Source organism: Marinococcus sp. LNSP9103-4 (genome assembly GCF_056034345.1).
The window spans coordinates 1-18,096 of the sequence record NZ_JBQLIA010000019.1 but is presented as its reverse complement, the minus strand read 5'-3'; the positions used below and the strand labels follow the sequence as shown (position 1 = coordinate 18,096).

At 41.8% G+C, this 18,096-nt stretch carries 23 protein-coding genes and 1 pseudogene; 6 read left to right on the top strand and 18 right to left on the bottom strand.

Features of this window, described 5'->3' with window-relative positions:
- Positions 1–216: 216 nt before the first annotated feature.
- The 17 genes and pseudogenes from ACTRXG_RS12550 to ACTRXG_RS12470 form a co-directional block, all read right to left on the bottom strand.
- Positions 217–1,467, bottom strand: a complete 1,251-nt coding sequence (locus ACTRXG_RS12550) for an aminopeptidase (protein ID WP_474285292.1) — start codon at positions 1,465–1,467, stop codon at positions 217–219.
- A 28-nt stretch (positions 1,468–1,495) separates the two neighbouring features.
- Positions 1,496–1,903 carry a hypothetical protein gene (locus tag ACTRXG_RS12545; RefSeq protein ID WP_474285291.1) on the bottom strand — a complete coding sequence of 136 codons (408 nt, stop codon included), beginning with the start codon at positions 1,901–1,903 and terminating at the stop codon, positions 1,496–1,498.
- 282 nt (positions 1,904–2,185) lie between these two features.
- Positions 2,186–2,791: a response regulator transcription factor gene (locus ACTRXG_RS12540; RefSeq protein ID WP_474285290.1), complete on the bottom strand. Its 606-nt coding sequence runs from the start codon at positions 2,789–2,791 to the stop codon at positions 2,186–2,188.
- Positions 2,791–3,882, bottom strand: coding sequence for a sensor histidine kinase (locus ACTRXG_RS12535; protein ID WP_474285288.1), 1,092 nt, complete (start codon positions 3,880–3,882; stop codon positions 2,791–2,793). The genes ACTRXG_RS12540 and ACTRXG_RS12535 overlap by 1 nt, the downstream gene beginning before the upstream one ends.
- A gap of 16 nt (positions 3,883–3,898) precedes the next feature.
- Entirely contained in the window at positions 3,899–4,585 is a 687-nt protein-coding gene (locus ACTRXG_RS12530; protein WP_474285287.1) for an ABC transporter permease, read from the bottom strand.
- Positions 4,582–5,313, bottom strand: a complete 732-nt coding sequence (locus ACTRXG_RS12525) for an ABC transporter permease (RefSeq protein ID WP_474285286.1) — start codon at positions 5,311–5,313, stop codon at positions 4,582–4,584. The genes ACTRXG_RS12530 and ACTRXG_RS12525 overlap by 4 nt, the downstream gene beginning before the upstream one ends.
- A pseudogene (locus ACTRXG_RS12520) lies at positions 5,310–6,258 on the bottom strand (ABC transporter ATP-binding protein). Before ACTRXG_RS12520 ends, ACTRXG_RS12525 begins: the two are co-directional and overlap by 4 nt.
- 426 nt (positions 6,259–6,684) lie before the next feature.
- A complete protein-coding gene (locus tag ACTRXG_RS12515) occupies positions 6,685–7,305 on the bottom strand; it encodes a hypothetical protein (protein ID WP_474285285.1) in 621 nt (206 codons plus the stop codon).
- Between the two features lie 39 nt (positions 7,306–7,344).
- Entirely contained in the window at positions 7,345–7,953 is a 609-nt protein-coding gene (locus ACTRXG_RS12510) for a recombinase family protein (RefSeq protein WP_474285283.1), read from the bottom strand.
- An 18-nt stretch (positions 7,954–7,971) separates the two neighbouring features.
- Positions 7,972–8,610 (bottom strand): restriction endonuclease, encoded by a 639-nt coding sequence (locus ACTRXG_RS12505; RefSeq protein WP_474285281.1) that lies wholly within the window; start codon positions 8,608–8,610, stop codon positions 7,972–7,974.
- 57 nt (positions 8,611–8,667) lie between these two features.
- Positions 8,668–8,898, bottom strand: a complete 231-nt coding sequence (locus ACTRXG_RS12500; RefSeq protein ID WP_474285279.1) for a hypothetical protein — start codon at positions 8,896–8,898, stop codon at positions 8,668–8,670.
- A 192-nt stretch (positions 8,899–9,090) separates the two neighbouring features.
- A complete protein-coding gene (locus tag ACTRXG_RS12495) occupies positions 9,091–9,375 on the bottom strand; it encodes a hypothetical protein (RefSeq protein WP_474285277.1) in 285 nt (94 codons plus the stop codon).
- Between the two features lie 201 nt (positions 9,376–9,576).
- Positions 9,577–10,074, bottom strand: a complete 498-nt coding sequence (locus tag ACTRXG_RS12490) for an N-acetyltransferase family protein (RefSeq protein WP_474285276.1) — start codon at positions 10,072–10,074, stop codon at positions 9,577–9,579.
- 21 nt (positions 10,075–10,095) lie between these two features.
- Positions 10,096–10,521, bottom strand: a complete 426-nt coding sequence (fosM, locus tag ACTRXG_RS12485) for a FosM family fosfomycin resistance protein (RefSeq protein ID WP_474285275.1) — start codon at positions 10,519–10,521, stop codon at positions 10,096–10,098.
- A gap of 46 nt (positions 10,522–10,567) precedes the next feature.
- Positions 10,568–11,020 carry a GNAT family N-acetyltransferase gene (locus ACTRXG_RS12480; RefSeq protein WP_474285274.1) on the bottom strand — a complete coding sequence of 151 codons (453 nt, stop codon included), beginning with the start codon at positions 11,018–11,020 and terminating at the stop codon, positions 10,568–10,570.
- Between the two features lie 314 nt (positions 11,021–11,334).
- Positions 11,335–11,532 (bottom strand): DUF6440 family protein, encoded by a 198-nt coding sequence (locus ACTRXG_RS12475; protein ID WP_474285272.1) that lies wholly within the window; start codon positions 11,530–11,532, stop codon positions 11,335–11,337.
- Between the two features lie 218 nt (positions 11,533–11,750).
- Positions 11,751–11,990, bottom strand: a complete 240-nt coding sequence (locus ACTRXG_RS12470) for a hypothetical protein (RefSeq protein ID WP_474285271.1) — start codon at positions 11,988–11,990, stop codon at positions 11,751–11,753.
- Positions 11,991–12,229: 239 nt separating this feature from the next.
- On the opposite strand from ACTRXG_RS12470, the gene ACTRXG_RS12465 reads away from it, so the two are divergent.
- The 3 genes from ACTRXG_RS12465 to ACTRXG_RS12455 are packed head-to-tail and all read left to right on the top strand — an operon-like array spanning position 12,230 to position 14,049.
- Positions 12,230–12,577, top strand: a complete 348-nt coding sequence (locus tag ACTRXG_RS12465; RefSeq protein ID WP_474285269.1) for a YolD-like family protein — start codon at positions 12,230–12,232, stop codon at positions 12,575–12,577.
- Between the two features lie 15 nt (positions 12,578–12,592).
- Complete coding sequence (locus ACTRXG_RS12460) at positions 12,593–13,816, top strand: DNA polymerase IV (protein WP_474285267.1); 1,224 nt, start codon at positions 12,593–12,595, stop codon at positions 13,814–13,816.
- On the top strand, positions 13,813–14,049 hold the full coding sequence (locus ACTRXG_RS12455) for a helix-turn-helix domain-containing protein (protein ID WP_474285266.1): 237 nt from the start codon (positions 13,813–13,815) through the stop codon (positions 14,047–14,049). The genes ACTRXG_RS12460 and ACTRXG_RS12455 overlap by 4 nt, the downstream gene beginning before the upstream one ends.
- 136 nt (positions 14,050–14,185) lie before the next feature.
- On the opposite strand, the gene ACTRXG_RS12450 is transcribed toward ACTRXG_RS12455, so the two are convergent.
- Positions 14,186–14,776, bottom strand: a complete 591-nt coding sequence (locus ACTRXG_RS12450; RefSeq protein WP_474285264.1) for a TetR/AcrR family transcriptional regulator — start codon at positions 14,774–14,776, stop codon at positions 14,186–14,188.
- A 150-nt stretch (positions 14,777–14,926) separates the two neighbouring features.
- Here ACTRXG_RS12450 and ACTRXG_RS12445 point away from each other — a divergent pair, with 150 nt between their 5' ends.
- The 3 genes from ACTRXG_RS12445 to ACTRXG_RS12435 all read left to right on the top strand — a co-directional run.
- Positions 14,927–16,081: an FAD-dependent oxidoreductase gene (locus tag ACTRXG_RS12445; RefSeq protein ID WP_474285262.1), complete on the top strand. Its 1,155-nt coding sequence runs from the start codon at positions 14,927–14,929 to the stop codon at positions 16,079–16,081.
- A gap of 83 nt (positions 16,082–16,164) precedes the next feature.
- Entirely contained in the window at positions 16,165–17,370 is a 1,206-nt protein-coding gene (locus ACTRXG_RS12440) for an MFS transporter (RefSeq protein ID WP_474285261.1), read from the top strand.
- A 130-nt stretch (positions 17,371–17,500) separates the two neighbouring features.
- A partial coding sequence (locus ACTRXG_RS12435) for a transposase (RefSeq protein ID WP_474285260.1) occupies positions 17,501–18,096 on the top strand: 596 nt, incomplete at its 3' end.

The following is an 18,096-nucleotide window of genomic DNA, read 5'->3' as shown; positions in this document are numbered from 1 at the left end:
AGGTGGGAATTTCGTATGTTTTAAGTATCCCTTTTTAAATACTAAAAATTTCCATGTTTATTCAAGCGAAATTGGGAACAACAAGGCTTGCTGGAAGGAACCAGCAAGCCTTGTTACATATAAAGGGGCCCTCTCAAAAAGCGTACTTTTTGGGAGGAGTACTATAAAGATAGATTCACAGGAAAAGAATGATTTCATACCACCTAACCCTCGGGACTAGAATTGAAAAACACCGTTTTCCATTAATAAGACTTCTGTTCCGTCTTCTTCGATACCGATCACTTTCATATCTTCGGTACCAAAAGCAATATTAACCGACAGGAGAGACGTGTTCAGTCCTGCTTTTTCTAACGCTTGCTCCGATAGGTTGCTACCCTGTTGAAGATTGGAAGGCGAGGCGTTGCCGATGCCAATATGGCAGGCCGTATTTTCATCGAACAAGGTATTGTAGAAAAGCGTCTTCGTCTGGGCAAGAGGCGAATCGCTCGAAACCAGAGCAATTTCCCCTAAATAAGAAGCACCTTCGTCGGTTTCGAGGAGACGTTGCAATGCTTCCTGGCCATGGGTCGCAGCACAGGACGTAATTCGTCCCTCTTGAAAGGTGAGGGAAACATCCTCGATCACTCTTCCCCCATAGACAAGCGGTTTCGTCGCTACGAGTCTGCCACTTACCTTGTTTTTATGGGGAGCTGAAAATATTTCCTCTGTCGGGATGTTTGGGAAGAACGGGATTCCCTTGATGTCTGTCACACCCCCGCCGATAAAGACGTGATTGTTCGGCATGCCGACGACCAAATCGGTCCCCTGGCTATTGGTAAAATGCAAAGCGTCAAACTGACGATCGTTGAGAAACGTTTTCCGGGACTCGAAAGCTCTGTCATGGTTTTCCCAGTCTTCGATGGGATGGTTTCCATCGGCCCGGGCCCCGCGTAAGAGAATGTGCCATAACGACTGCAGCGCTTCTTCTTTCTTTAGATGAGGAAATACTTTCGCCGCCCAGGCGAAGGACGGAACAGCCAGTAGGCACCAACGCACCTCGTGGGATCTCATTTTGGCATAATACCTCTCCAGTTTGGTGCGATAAGCCTTTTGATGACGGGCAATCCGTTCAGGAGAAACATCCGCAAAGACATCGAAGCTTTCAGAAATGAGATGGATATAAGCAGCACCCGCATTTTCCCATTCGTTAACACGAGCCTGCTTCCAATCAGGAACATGATCGATGGCTTCCTCGGCAACATGAAGATAAAAGGCCTGGGTCGATCCTTCATCACTCCAGTCCATGACGACATGGGAAGCCCCCGCCTCATAGGCTGCCCGTTGGACGAAACGAGCAAATGCTGCGTGCTTGATATCACTATGGATCACCACTATTTGATTCTTCTGGACATTGATTCCCATTCGTACCGCAAGATTGGCATACTTTATTAACGATTCCTCCCTGATAGGCTCATCGATGTTTTCCATTATCCCCTACTCCTTTTTGTAGAAACTGTCAGATCTCTAACCATTGCCTGCCCATCATGAGCAACATTAGCCACACGAAGATTCCTCCTAAGATCCACCAATCATACCAATAATCATCGTTATTATTACTCTCCTTTTTCCATTGATAGGTCCCAAACGCCAGATACAGGGAGCACAAAGGAAAAATAACAACAAGGAGCGTAAGGTAGCCCGGCCATTTTCCGAGGTTCATGAGCGACACGGTAAGAAAAGCGATACCCACGGTAAACCAACGCGTGACATTTCGATGGGTCTCATTCGCGTAGGCTTTGGGACGATCCTGGCCATTACGCTTCACGTACCACTGTCGCGTTATTTTCATCGTGAAGGCCATCCCTACCGCCAGCAGCAATAAGCTGGAAAACAGTTCCACGAGAAACCACAGTTGTTCGTTCATCACGTTTCCTCTCTCTTGGTTGTTCTTCTGTCATGGTATCATCCAATAAAAGGAAAATCACCTCTTGAAAAAAAGATACTTTTTCCCATGTCATTTCTGAAGAAATGCCCGCTTTCCTTAGGATTTAAATAATAGTTATAATAAAATAAACATTACGGTCCATGAAATTTTTAATAAATTAAATGGAACCAACTTATGTTCACCGATCATAGTATCTTTATTATCGGCTTCAGCATATCCAAACGCTTTTCGACAAAAACCATGACGTTCCAAGCATTGCGCTTATTTCTTTCGCTGCCAGTAGTTTATGGCGAGCTGCGTGCGATCACGTAGTTCGAGTTTATCTAGAATAATAGAAAGCATGTTCCTCACGGTCCCCGTGCTCAAATAAAGTTCTTCACTGATTTCCTTGTTCGACAATCCTTGGGCCACGCATTTTACAATATCGACTTCCCGCTCAGTTAAACCTTCTAAAGGGAGGCTCTCCGGTTCCATGACGGTCTTAAACACTTCTGGATCCAAAATCGTGGCCCCTGTTTTTAACGCTCTGATTTGATCGGCTATTTTTTCCGCCGGAGTGGATTTAAGTATATAGCCTGCCGCTCCCTTATTTAAGGCGTCTCGAATGTTTTGCTCATCACGAAACGTCGTAAGCATCATAATTTGAACACCCGGGAACCTTTCTTTTATCTTTTTTGTACTCTCAATCCCGCCCATTACCGGCATTTGAATATCCATTAAAACAATGTCGATATCCTCCCGGCACAGAGCGATCGCTTCCTTCCCATTATACGCTGAGCCAATAACGGAAATATCGGCTTCTTTTCCAAGCAACAGTGATAAGCTTTGGCATACCAATGGATCATCATCCACAATGATCAGCTTCACTAATTATCCTCCCCTTCCTTCAATGGAAGAACACAAACTACCAAAAAACCATCGTCATTACTGATTGATAAATTTCCGTCCAATGCGCAGGCCCTTAATTGCAAGCTTCTCAATCCGCTTCCTAGCCGCTGCCTCTTATGGTTTTCGCTGCTTCCATCATCCTGAATGCTTATCCTTGCAATGGTATCTGTCACTTGTAAGTCAATCATCACGTTAGTTGCATCGCTGTGTCTTACCGTATTGGTCACCGCCTCTTTTAAGCAAGATTCCAAGAGGGTCCATATAAAAGCCGGCACCCGGTTCATATCCCCGTATTTTTTAAAACAAATGTCCAACTGAGGGAAATCATCTACAATCTTATCCATTCTTTCCACTCCTGCCATCGCAGTGGTAGACATATTATGTACCGTTTCACGTAAATGAATGGTGCTCCGCTCTATCCGGCATTTCACTTCTTCCAGTAGTTGTTTGGCTTCTTTTGGATCTTCCACATGTTCGTAAGCTTGAATAGCAAGAGAAGCCCCGGTTAAATCATGACCAAGATGGTCATGCAGCTGTCGAGCTATCCGGTTTCTTTCCAAAAGCTGAGCGTGTTGAGAAGTGGAATGTCCTGCTTTTAGTAAATCAGATTTCAAACGCTCCAACTCATGTTTAGACTCTCGCGACTCATCCAATTCTTTCCGGTGAATCTGTTGGTTTTTCCTCACCACATAGGCAAAAGAGCCAAATAGAAAGGCGGACAGAAAGTACCAGACGATAAACTCTAAAGAAGGAAGAAGTATTACACCGCTTACCAGGAGTAACAAAAAGAAAATCCATTTCCCTTTTAGAACAAGCTCAAACAATGGGATTGCCAAACCATAATGACTGATAGCAGCTGGGAAATATAAAAGGCAGAAAAAGAGATCGAAGACAACCGTCCAAGCCGGCAGGTAAAAACGCCAACGCAGGCTCCCCATGAACAGCAGCAAAAGAATTAGGATAAAGGAAGAGGGTGTGGCATCCCCAATAATCCAAATATGAAAGAGTACCATGATATTTAATAATCTCCATCCAAGTATAAAATATTGTGGTTTCACTGCCTCCCTCATCCTTTTTCCTCCCAGCTTAATTAATCCTTCTGACACTGCCGATCACAATAAAAATGAACGTATATAACCATAATACACCATGTATCATCAGAAATTTAGAAAGCTCTTCACCAAGTACCACCCAGTCCAGCCCTTGACTCAGCCAGTACGTGGGAAAGATAACCGCTATCCGTTTTAACACATCGGGAAACATCTCTACAGGCACGATTAGCCCGCCCAGGATAACCACAAGAAAAATGATGGACATGTAGGCAAGAAAGGAACTTTCCTTGCTGCGATATAAAGAAATCCATGCCAAAGCCGCAGCGAGCGCCGTAAAACTAAAGGAAATGAACAATACCAGGAGGGCTCCCGGCCGATAAAGCTCCTGTCCATAAAGCACCCCGCCATAAACAATCAGAAGACACTGAAGAATCATAATAATCGAAAAAGCAAGCAGGTTCTGGCATAAATACTCAAAATTCGTAATAGGAGCAGCCGCAAGACGTTTAACCACCCCTTTTTCCCGGTCTTCCAGAATAATGGAGGCAAGGCGGATTCCGACAAAAAGAATAATAATCCCGAAATACTGATACCCGTAAGGCAAGAACGGCCACTCCTCACCGGACGGCAGAAATATAGCTCCCACAGGAAACAGTGTAAGAAAAATAAGATTGGTTTTATTACGGAAGCTTCTTTTTAAAGCAACTTGAAATATCGTCATCGCATTTTCTTCTTTCCTAAAAGAAGCATCACCATAAAAAGTACCGCTGATGCCGCTAATATAATAGTTGACTGAAACCACGCTTTTCCTGTATTAGAGTCGTTCATGCTGTAAATAGCCTCGGTAGATAAAGTTAAGGGATTAGCGTAGGAATTTATAAATTCAAAAAATGCGTTCTCGGGCATGGGAAAGAATAACCCTGCCAATATGACAAAACCAACACCATACACTTCACTTAAGCGTTCCGCCACCGTAAAATTTTTCACGGAAAACGTGAAAATGAGACATACAATACTGGAGAGTAAGGCCATTAAAAAAATGACATACACCGACCAAAGCCAGTTTCCCCAATCCGCTCCAAGAACAAATTGGGAATAAGCCATTAAAATAATGCCCAGCAAAATGGAATACACGATGCCGCCCAACATGATCGAAAACGCATATAATGTTCGGTTGAACGGCAGGAGGTAGATCCGTTGTTTTCTCACCGTGAAAAAATCAGCGTGAATATAATACATTACGAAACTGCCGCCAAACAGCTGAAAGACCAATACCATAATAATCGCGTTTTCATGGAAATAAGGTACCCCAGTGTCTGTCGTTACGCCTTGAAGAATAAAAGAAAAAACAGTAAGCAGCACAATGGGCACAACAAGTAACAGCAGAAGCGCCATATAATCCCTGATTATACGCAAAAAAGTAAAGGGAACCGTAGAAATGACTCTCATTCTTCTCCCGCCTTATCGCGCAACTGTTTTCCTGTTAACGTTAAAAACACGTCTTCTAAATTCGGTTTATCCGCCTGAATGCCAAGTACCCCGACATGCTCTTTGACCACAGACAAAATCCGATCCAAATTTCCCATGTTAGCTTCTGAGATGATAAGGAGCTGGCTCCCGGAAACACTTGCCTGCTTCACTCCAGTAATTTCTTCCAGTTTAGAGAGCGGGACCAATCCTGCCTCCGTTACATCGATTTTAACTTTCTCTTCATGCTGAATGGTTTGGATCAATTCTTCTACGGTACCTTCTTTAATGATCTGCCCCTGATCCATAATGACAACTTTTGATGCAATTGCCTGAACTTCTTCCATATAATGAGTAGTATATAAAATGGTGGTGCCGTTCTCCCGCAGTTTCTTCACGGCTTCCAAAATATAATGTCTGGATTGCGGATCAATCCCGACCGTGGGCTCATCCATAATGAGAAATTCTGGCCGATGTGTTAACGCACAGGCAATATTTAACCTTCTTTTCATCCCCCCCCGAAAATTTTTTTGGAATCTCATTGGATCTATCGCTTAATCCTACAAAATCCAATGCTTCTTCCACCCTTTGCTTCTTTGTTGCTCCCTTTAAACCGTAAACACCGGCGAAAAATTGTAAGTTCTCTTTTGCCGTTAGTTCTTCAAAAACCGTAATCTCCTGGGTAACCAGTCCGATTCGCTCTTTATTCCGACGAGAAAACGGATTCTCAGAGTCTCCAAACAACGCTGTACTTCCTCTCTCATAGGAAATCATCCCTGTTAACATCTGAATTAAGGTGGTCTTACCAGCACCATTCGGTCCAAGCAGCCCCACAATCTCTCCTTCGCCTATATTAAAATCCACATGGTCGAGAACTATAGTCTCCCCATACCTTTTTACAATCTTCTGAAGGTTTGCTATATCCATTCCTGGCGCTCCTTTCCCGTTTCTTTATAAGTCAATTATCCCGTCATTTTAAAGTCTTACCTAGTTACATTTGTCATTAACTACGCTATATGTATTTTTAGAAATATAATTGCTTATAGGAGGCTCTTCCATTGGAAGAAAAATACCACGAGAAAACAATCACTGCTATAAAATTGTCATATTATTTTGTGGAAAAATGCCCTCTTAACATAATCACGATTATTAACAGCTCCTCACAACACAAACAAGCATCTCAGCTTCGTAAAGAGCTGAAATGCTTGTTTGTAATACATAAAATAAAACAATCATACAATAATGCAATTATTCAATTTGTCTTTTTTCTGTATCAATAACCTATATGAATAGATCCTCGTCCTTTCTAAGGAAACTTCGGATTTCCTTAGTTCAAATTAGAGTAATAAATGTTTAATTTATGAGGTTCTTTAACCATCTCTTGTACCATTTTGATACATTTACTTCCTCATCTTTTAATGTATTAGGAAAGCCTTTAGAAAGTTCAATTCTCATTTTTTGTTTTATACTCTGTATTTTCTCTTCAATTTCTTCTACTTCCTTAACGGGGGCTTCTCTTTCTCGATGATCTGGATGATTTCCCTTATCAATTTTTATACGTTCGATTTCAGCACTAATAAAATAAATTATTTTTTGCCCTGTAACTTGCGCCTCTTGTTCGATTTTAGGACTAAGATATACAGCTTTTTGGGATAAAAACCTCATAAATTCTGCTTGCTTCTCACTTGTTTTTTTTCGTTGTATTTCTCTTGCATTATAGGTTTCTCGACCTTCAAAAGTTCTTTTGGCTAAAGTTTCGCACTCTATGCGTGCATTAACCATCTTATTATATAATTCAGCGTATACTTCGTGAGTTTTATCTGCAAATCTAGAAAAGTTTTGCATTTCTTTCTCATAAGAATTTGCTAGTTTTTGGTTAGATTTTTGAACCCCTTTGTTTAAAAACCAAGCTATTATAGCTTGTATCATTCCAACTATAATTATATATAGTATACCTTGTAGGAAGAGAGACAAGACATTCACTCCTTTATTTAAATTACGGTGCTTAAAATTTTAAAGGCTCTCTCTTTTCTTAATTCGTTTGACCGTAGACAGCCCGCAGTTCATCCGTTTGGCTATTTCCTGTTGGCCGTATCCTTTCGCCAGAAGGTCCAGAATCATATAGTATTTGTCCCGATGCTTGCCTTCGGGACTAAATTCGGTTTGACGGCCTTTGTACTTTCCTTGCGCTTTTGCAATCGCTATGCCTTGATCTTGGGCTTCTTTTCGTTGCTTCCATTGTTCTTCGGCCATCCATGCAAAGACTTCTTTTAAGAGGTTCATCACCATCTGTCCAACTATTTCCATTTCCCCATATCTTCGGGTATCTAAGATCGGCATATTTAACACCACAATATGCACTTTCATTTTCGTTAAGACTTCCCATTCTTCTTTGATGCCTTCCATGCTCCGGCCAAGCCGGTTGAGGTCATGGATGAATAACGTATCTTCTTCCCGTAAAATGGCTTTGGCTTCTTCCCATCCTTTGCGTTTCATTTGTCGTCCGGAATCTTTATCCGTGAAGATTTTTTCGCATCCGGCTTCCCGGAGTAATTGCATTTGCCGTTCTAAATTTTGCTCATTCGTGCTTACTCTTGCGTAACCGATGTTTTTGCCAGCCATGCGCTTGTTCTCCTTTGCTTATTTCTTCGCATTGATCGGTTCGGTGTGCGTACAGGTCGGATAATGATTGCATCCCATGAACGCCCCATGCTTCGATGTACGCTTTTCCATAAGGCCACCACACGCCGGACATTTCCGCTCTTTGGGCTTCACGGTTTCATATACGGTCTTGGCATCCAGAGCCGGATTTACCTGCAAAAGCCACTGCTGCAAGTCCTCTCGATCAAATAGCTTCACACCCGTTTTTTCCGCTCCGTTTCTGGCGCTTTGGGTGAACAAGCTGTTGGTTAGTACCCATGCTTCCTTAGCTTCAAAATAGGTTTGAGCAAAATACACCTCTTGCACCGCTTTTAACCCGACCCTGTTATGGATGCCGTATCGTTTCGCCTGTACGACAATGCGGTGGTCTTTATCCAATAGAAGATCCGCTCCGTAATCGTGAGACGCCTTCGAGCCTTTCGTCTTATATTGCAGTTGACGGAACAGCTCGACCAAAAAATGCTCGAACTGTACCCCGTCCATCTGGTCAATATAAGGAAGGCCGCTCGCCATGATACGTTGGAACTCTCGTTTCTTCTGCCACCATCGGTAGAGATACAAAACGCCTTGCCCCAGGAACATGAGAACGATCAGTACGATCACGGCTGTTATAAGCATTGAAATAGATAAGCCTTCCATGATGTCGCTCCCTTTTCTCTTATTATATTTTCCCTGTTAGACGGGAATAAGTTCTTTGGCGATAAACACCATCATTAATAATACGATTCCTGTTATGCCAAACTTTACGGCGAGTTCTTCATTTTTCTTCACCCAAAACAAGTACGCCGTGGCCGCCACCATCATCACCATAGCGATGCTCCATAAAATACTAAAGATGGTTTCCAGTGTCTCGATGGTCGTTGTGATTGAACCCTCTACATCCAATCCATAGAGGATGATATTCACCACACCAAGCACCGCAAATAAACAGGTAATAGTAAACCATACCCATTCAGCTTTTCGGTAAAAGTGAACAAGTATGAACCCGAGCAAGATCAAAACCAAAATATTACCAATGAGTATCACAAAATCCCTCTTTTCTTTATCGCTTCTTTTCACGCTTCTTATTTTAGTAGAAAAAGTATTGGCTTACAGCTGTTATTCGGAGAGTAATTGGATATTGCTAGCAAGTAGAAATAATACGACACTACCCATTAAACCGAACCTTACCGTAAGTTCATTATTTTTTTTGACAAAGAACAACATAGCCGTTGTTGCTAACGTAATTAATAGGATGATGGTCCAGAGAACGTTAAAAATGGCTTTCGGACTTTGCAGAGGGATAGGGGGCAGGGTAAAAGTATCCGACATGAGGAAAATTGCCATAATCACCATGACCGGAATATTTACAACTACGGCGAAAATAATGTCACCAATTCTCATGCTAACCTTCCTTTCTTTCTTCCATCACTCTTACATTATCTTCCTTTTTATTTCTTATGTAAATGAACCATTTAAAAGAACCTTAAAAAATATTGATATGCCAGCATTTCTCTTTAGTCCTTTTGGGTATACCCAAATGAACCATAAATGCTTAAAAAATTTAAAGAGATACTTTTAGAAATACCTCTTTACTATACATACTTAATTGATATTTGCTTTCATGTTCCAAGACGTCCCTGTCTTATTTATTCGTTTGAAGCCATGCTTTTCATATAGTTTGTACGCAGGGTTATCTTCATCAACACTTAATGAAAGCTCTGTAAATCCTTGTTCCGTTAATTGGTGTATCATTTCTTTTAAAAGTAACGTACCAACGCCATATCCACGATATAATGGACGTACGGCCATGCCACACAATACCGGAACGTGCTGAGAAATATAACCATAGGTTTTATTAGCTTCGTTAAATTGGCGTACCCATACAGCTCCTATGGGTTGATGGCCTTGCTCTTCATCTACAACAATTCGTCCTTCGTCTCCTTCTCTTCCCCATGCTTCAAGAAAACGAGCAATGCTCGGTTCTTTTAGCACATTCCGTGAAGGAGAAGCCTGTCCTTCGGGAACATAAATTGCTTCGTAAAGCATGTCCCATAAAAAAGGTATATCTTCGACCGTGGCCTGCCTAGTTTTCCAGCGCATAGGTTTCTTCCTTTCTATCTTTTATGAATCAAAAAATTCCATATGTTTTTTGTCCTTCTTATAATAATTCAATCTATTTTCCAACGTTCCTGTATGAAATTCAAATTTATGCCCGTCCGGGTCAGTAAAATAAATTGATTTTTTATCTTTCTCGTCTCTAGGACGGCCTGGCAATATATTTACATCCAAATTTATTAACCTTTCGTATGCTAGATCAAAATCTGATTCTTCAATGGAAAAAGCAATATGCGTGTACGATTGGTCTATCTCGTTACGAGGTATATGTTTTTCAAGATTAAGAGCAAGCCACATACCATTTAAATCGAAATAAGCAGTATTTCTCCCTTTCACTAATAATTTGGCTTCAAAAACTTCTTGATAAAATTGAATAGAAGCATCTAAATCAGATACAGAAAATAGAAAATGATTAAGTCCTTTGATTAACAATATTAAAAACCGCCTTAGTATAAATAATTATTAAGCATACCGAGTTTTATAAATTCTTTTCCATAACAATTCTTTTCTTATTCTTATTGTATCCTTGTTTACGAAAAAAGGATTCTGGACTCCCCACTTCTTGAATGGTGGATAAATAAATTTGATCTACTTTTTCTGTCTTTAGAATTTTTTCTATTTCTTGCATCAATTCGGAACCTATATACTTATTTTTATAATCAGATCTTACACATAACTCATTTAAGTAGTAAATGACGTTTTGTTCCCAATATTCCAGATTACCTATGGCAAACCCAACTACTTCCCCTTCATGTATATAGGCCAAGCCACGAAAACTATTCGAAAAGTACATATCATGGATACGTGCTTTCGCAAAATCATAGGACCAATTTTCAAACCAAGGGTAGTTTGAAAAACTTTCGATTAATAAGTCTATCGCCTGTTCTATATGTATATCTTCAAATGAAGTAATATTGGTATCCTGCATCATTCATCTCTCTTTCTTTATTTTTGAACCATCTATACACTCAATCATCTTATTAATGATCGAAAGAGGCGTTCCCAGCACTTCTTTCTTTAAATACTTTTTCTCTCTATTCATTTGGGGCTTTTTCTTTATCTCTTTCATACCTACTAATGAGTATGTTGGTTAGTATCCCCAATGCCGGGAGAAATAACATAAACCATAGGGGGAACACATAAGCACCACTAAAATGAACTGCTGCAATCAATACGAATAGTAAAATCAATCCGCCTCGTACGTTATCCAATCCCTTTCTCCCACCTTTCTTTTTCTAGCCCTATCTATGTTTGATCTCGAACCGGTTTGCCTTCTTCATCTAATAGAACGGTTAAACCGTTTCCATTCCCTATGGACGAATTGATATAGTTAATGCCGGTTTCTCGATCAACAATAATGGAAACTTCCCCAAGAAATGAAATACTGTTCTTGTGTTTGAGATAAAACCGTTGGTCTTGTTGTTCTTTTTTTCGTCCAAACATGATCGTCATCCTCCAATAAAATGATTTATTGTTTTTCTGATTTTAAAATGTCGATTTCTTGTTCTTTGGTATATATAATCCTTCGACATACAGGCTTTTGATTTTCGCTTTCGCAGCTTCCTCGTGATTGGCCTGAACCTTCCCATCGGATACATTCGGAAGAAAGTGCCTGTTACCACAACAGCAATCATTTCCATGTTTATCCTTTTTCTATTCTCTCATCTTTTCCTCAAAATTTCATTGATGCGTTTCTGCCACCTTATCACCTGGATCACCTTGATAAAGGTTAGTATGGCCAGAAGCAAAATGACCCCTACGATAGCTACCCATGATAGCCACTGCTGGACCCAGGGTGCAGATAACGACAAAACCATTAACACGGCACTCACCACTAACAATTGTTTGGCTCCATGGGTAATATTCTTTTTCAGTTGGTCCACATTCCATTCGTTATTCATATCTATCCCTCATTTATGATGATGGATTGGTTCTCCCCATTATAGCGGACGAGAAACCGCTATGCCTAAAACACCGAACGATTTGAATCAATAATACAATCATGCAATGTTCATAAGATTTAAAGAAACAATTAAACAATGAGACAAAGAGTCAAGAAAACTTGATAGAGGGAAAATATTCCTGTTTAAGAGAACGTTTGTTCGTGTATACTTAGTAGTAACGAAAGGACGTGCTACCCATGAAACCAAACAAACTAACGCCTAACAGCAATCTCCGGTGGGAAAGTAGCCGCATGATCTTACCCGAATGGCGCAAGCAATGGTTACAACGGCAGGAAGCCCAAACATGGCAGGAGCCGCCCGACCTGGACGGCCAGATGGTCGAGGAATATATGCAGATGATTCATGACGGCATGGCGTATACGTGGCTGTTGGATGTGACCTATTGGCAGGACGGGCAGTTTTATACCGTTACGGGCTACGTGGCCCGTTTTCGGGACGACCCGCCGCAGATCTGGCTTCAAGTACAGGGAGCTGTCTTGTCGATCCCCTTATCCCATCTCAAAGCCGTGGCGTGGCAGGAATAAAAGGAGGGAAAGCCGATGAAACGAGTGGTGTTTCTCATCGACATGATGAGTTTTTATGCGTCTGTCGAAAAGGTCTATCATCCTCGCCTATCCCAGCATCCGGTGGTCGTGGCCGGGGACCCGGACCGGCGCAGTGGTGTGATTCTGGCCGCCTGTCCAGTGGCGAAAAGCTACGGCATCAAGACGGCCCAAGCCTTGGGCGAAGCCAAAGAGAAATGCCCCCAGGTCACGGTCCTCAAACCCCGGATGCAACTGTACATCGACATTTCCACACAGATTAATGAACTGTTGTTAACCTATACCGATCAAGTGGAGCCGTTCTCCGTGGATGAATCATTTCTTGAACTCACCGGAACCGTTCATCAATCCCGGCCCGAACACACGGCTACATGTCTGCAAAAAGCCATCCTGCGACAATTCGGCATCTATGCCCGCATTGGCATCGGAGAAAATAAAATTCTTGCCAAGAGTGCGTGTGATCTTCAAGCGAAAAAACGTCCCAGCGGCATTTTTCAGTTACACAAACAGCATCTGTCAGACAACTTTTGGCCGTTTGCGATTGGGGAGCTGTTTGGCGTAGGAAACCGCATGGAAAAACACTTCTTCCAGACGGGCATCCGCAAGATCGGTCATTTAGCAAATTACCCGGTGGAAGAATTACAGCATCGGTGGGGCATCAACGGGGAGCTATTGTGGCAGTATGCGAACGGCATCGACCCGTCTCCCGTCACCCCGGACACCCATCAACAAACAAAGCGAATCGGCCACGGCATGACCCTGCCGAGAGACTATCATCTACGGGCTGACCTTATGGTGGTATTGCGCGAATTATCCGAAGAAGTGGCTCGCCGCACCCGGGACGAACGATTGATTGGGCATCACGTTTCTTTAAGCGTTGGCGGCACATATGAAAACCCGGTGGGTTTTTCCCGGCAACTAACACTCCATATAGCAACTAATGACGGCCAAGTGCTATATGACGCCTGCCAGAAGCTGTTTGATCGGCATTGGCTTGGCACATCTGTCCGGCGCATCGGCTTAGCGTTAGAAAAAGTCGAACCCGATTCTCACCGACAATTAAGTTTATTCGAGGACGTGGACGATCGTTCGTCCTTGAACCAGACGCTCGATACCCTTAAAGATCGGTATGGCGGCGGCATTATTATGTATGCATCGTCCCTCACCGATGCCGGACAAGCCCTCGAACGATCGAAAAAAATTGGAGGTCATTATAAATGAATAAACCTATCCGGGACGCTCGTTCCCCTCATTACATTGGTGATCTACTGGTTCACGCCCGCACCTCGAAAGATTTAACCGTGAAAGACGTCTGTACCATGTGTCTCTTATCGAAGTCTGTCTACGAAGCCTATGAAGCCAACCGAGTGCCAAATATCGGTTTCCGGGAAGCTGAAGCCTTAGCCACGCTGCTAGACCTTTCCCTTGATGAACTTATTCGACCGTTCGATTAAAAAAGCTAGGTGTTTATCTCGATTTTTCATTAACTTAAACGACTAAACATAAAAGACGACAATATAGCAGTGGCTTTTTCTTTAAAATTTAATATGAAAAAGCACTCCCCAAAAGATGGGAAGTGCTGTGCTTTTTCTATTTCAACCCAGGCAGGATTAAATCAACGGCATGTTTATATAAGTTTTTCTGCTCCTCACCATCTTTATAGCCAAACAACACTGCGTTCTCGAGAGAGGATATAAAGTTATACAATAGAACCGCCGTATCATAAATATTCAGCTTTTTGTCAAACTCACCTTGTTTTACTCCGTTTTCTAAAATCTCTTGGACAATTTCAAATTCGGGTTCGTACAGTTCAGTTACAATCTCATAACTATTTTTCTCAGTAGATATGAAATATTCATGAATAGTGTTCATAATCGGCTTTTCCTGCATCAAATGATTCAGTTCGGACCATATATATAATTGTTCTTCAGCGGACTGATAAGCTTTTGATTTAATTTCCCAGTTTGTAATAAATTCTTCAGAAACCTGCTTAATACAATATAAGTATAATTCCTCTTTATTTTTAAAGTGATAATATATCGTACCTTTGCTGAAGCGCGTTTCATTTTTAATGTCGCCCATGGAAGCAGCATTGTAGCCTTTGTGTTCAAATAACCTCGTTGCGGTATCCGCAATGAGTTTTTTAGTATCTGCACTGTTAACGCCAGTTGGTCTGCTCATAATGTCCTCCAAACTCTGCCTTATTTAATCATCTTAAACCTCATTATACGTGTTAATAAAAAACTATTCAGCGATTTTAACTATTTCGCACAAATTAATTGACCGAACGTCCGAATAATGTTATCTTTTTATTTGAAAGGAGCAATTTATATGAAAAATAAAGTAATCATTAACGGGGGCGGCATTGCTGGTCTAGCAATGGCACTGTTTTTAAAAAAGGCAAATATTGAAAGTGTATTATATGAACAGGCTCAGGAATACAGAAAAGCTGGGGGCCATTTCGTAATTCATCCAAGTGGGCTGAATATGTTTGGGATGCTTGGACTCAGCGAAGAAATTGAAAACAAGACTCATAACTTAGTTGATATAGCATTACTGGATAAAGATAATAATTCTTTAATAAGTGAAGAGGATTTGGCAGCAATGGATTTGGAAAATATGGATCTAGAGGAAATACCGCCTGTGGTAAATGCTGCGAGATATCATCTGATCGATGTACTGTACGAGGAGGTTTTAAGACAGGATATTGATATTCGTTTCGGAAAACGTCTTAAAGAATTTACTCAAAAGAAAGACGGAGTATCGGTTACTTTTGAAGATGGCACTGAAGACTTTGGCTCTATTTTAATCGGGGCAGATGGTGTTAAGTCTAAAACGAGAGAGAGATTATTCCCGTTCCCTGCGAATCCTTTACAGTATGCCGGAAAAACGGGCGTGTTCGGTATGATTGCCAAAGAAGATATTGGTGAATATGCGGAGTATTTCACTTCAGATACATCACTGATGTATTTAGGAGATAAAGATGTTTTCTTTGTATCAAAACACCAACCGTCGGATGATGAAATTTCATGGTCACTTGTTTCAACAGAGCCAAAGAAATTACCGAAAAAAGACTTCGAAAAAAAACCAGTTGAAGAATTGAAAGCCGACATGGCTGCCAGGTTTGAGGATTGGGAAGCACCGATCAGTCAATTAATAATGGCGACAAACCATGTTATTGCCAAACCGCTCTATAAAATTGACTTAATGAAGCACTATTCGCATGGTCGTGTCGTATTAATAGGAGATGCACTGCATACTACAGATCCGCATACAGGCATGGGAACGACATTAGCGCTTGAAGATGCGATGTATTTAGCAAAAATGCTGCGTGATAATGACTACGAAGACGCTTTTTATTATTACGAACATGATCGAAGAGCGCGCGCAGAGAAAGTATTTAAAAGTGCAGAAATGTTTAATGACTTAGAAGGAAATATGGAAGGCTTTGCATTTTTCGAGCACGGAATAGATCCAGTCTGGTAAGAAGTGTCTGTATTTGAGAAATTCAGCATTAAGCACAAACGGAAAAATATTTAAATTACTGATAAGTTACAGGAGAAAATAAGATGAATAAAAATAAGTCCTTACTCAGGAACCGCACATTCAATCTCTTATTAATTGCTGGGATATTTGCAGTACTCGGTTTCAGTGTATTTCTGACAACGACGACATGGTATGCGGTAACGGTAATGGGTTCAGGGTCACTGGGGTTACTTCTAATAGCAATCACAGTGCCAAGACTGCTTATGATGACATTCGGCGGCCTCCTTGCTGATAAATATAAGAAAACGACGATTATGTTTTTTAGCAATCTGATTCAGGGGTTTTTACTGCTTGGGCTGTTCACCCTGCTGTTTACAGATAGTCTAAATTTAGTCTGGTTATTAATTCTGTCCGGCTTGTTCGGTACATTGGATGCCTTTTTTGGACCGGCGAGTTCATCAATGATTCCTAAAATTGTCGAAAGAGATCAACTGCAAAAAGCGAATGCTAATCTTCAGGGTACGGATCAATTGGCCTTTATTGGTGGACCGATAATTGCAGGGATTGTAATGCAAGTGGGAAGTATAGAGATGAGTTATTTAGCAGCGACAATATTAGTATTCCTCTCAGCTATATTTGTGTTCCCGCCGTTTATTAAAGAAAAACCAGCGGAAGATATAGGTAAAGCGACACCGTTTCAGAATTTTAAAGAAGGTTTTTCATATTTAAGACAAAACCGATTTTTGATGATTGGAATATTTGTTCTGATAACGATGAATTTCTTTGTTTTTGGAGCATTGCATATCGCAATTCCCATTATTGTTGAATTATATGACGGCACACCGATTAACTTGAGTATACTGGAATCAGCACAAATGATCGGGATGTTGCTCAGTACAATGATTTTAAGTTTTGTTAATATAAACAAAAAAGGGTTAACGTCGGTGCTAGGGCTGTTTGGATCACTTATTGCAGCTCTATTGTTCAGTCAGATAGCAGATTTAACGATTCTTACCGTGATCGTCTTCTTTATCGGTTTCGCGATGTCATTTGTTTATATCCCATTTTTCACTGCAGCACAAGAACAGACAGACAACCGTTTGATGGGAAGAGTAATGAGTATCATATTCCTTGCGATGAACGGTTTTGACCCAATTGCATACGGCGCAGTGAGTATGCTTAACACGATGGGCATCAGTATTCAGACGGTGATGTTAACATTCGCAGCAGCAGGTTTATTAATCACTTTCTTTATTACATTCAAAGCAAAAGATTATGTAAGGAATTAGATGTGAATATGAAAGCACTCCTAAATATGAAGGAGTGCTCAGACTGTCGACAATGGCTCTAATTTTAGAGCGTGTCGGCAGTTTTTTATGCTATGATAAAAAGAAATAGCCTGGAAAGGGGTTATGGCGCATGATGAGGCGGAATTCGGAAGAAGCTCGTTACCGGGAAGCGACCATTCAGTTGGATCAGTTAGTGCCCGCGGACCACCTGGTCCGCCAAATCGAAGCCGCGCTGGATTTTTCCTTTATCTACGACGAAGTCGCATCCCTCTATGCCCCCATCGGCCGGCCGAGTATTGACCCGGTTCGGCTGGTGAAAATGGTGCTGCTCCAGTATTTGTTCGGCATTCGCTCCATGCGTCAGACGGTTCGGGAGATCGAAACGAATGTGGCCTACCGATGGTTCCTCGGTTTGGACCTCCTGGAGCCTGTGCCGCATTTCTCCACCTTCGGCAAAAACTACACGCGCCGGTTTCGGGACAGCGGGTTGTTCGAAGCGATGTTTGAACGCGTGCTGGGAGAAGCCGTGGCCGCCGGCTTTGTGGATCCGTCCGTCTTTTATATCGATGCCACCAACGTGAAAGCGAACGCCAACAAGAAAAAATTTGACCGGGTTCATTTGGCGGCCGAAGCCCGGGCCTACCAGGCGCAACTGGACGCCGAAATTCACCGGGACCGCGAGGTCCACGGAAAAAAGCCCCTGCCTCCCGCCCGCCGCGAACCGGG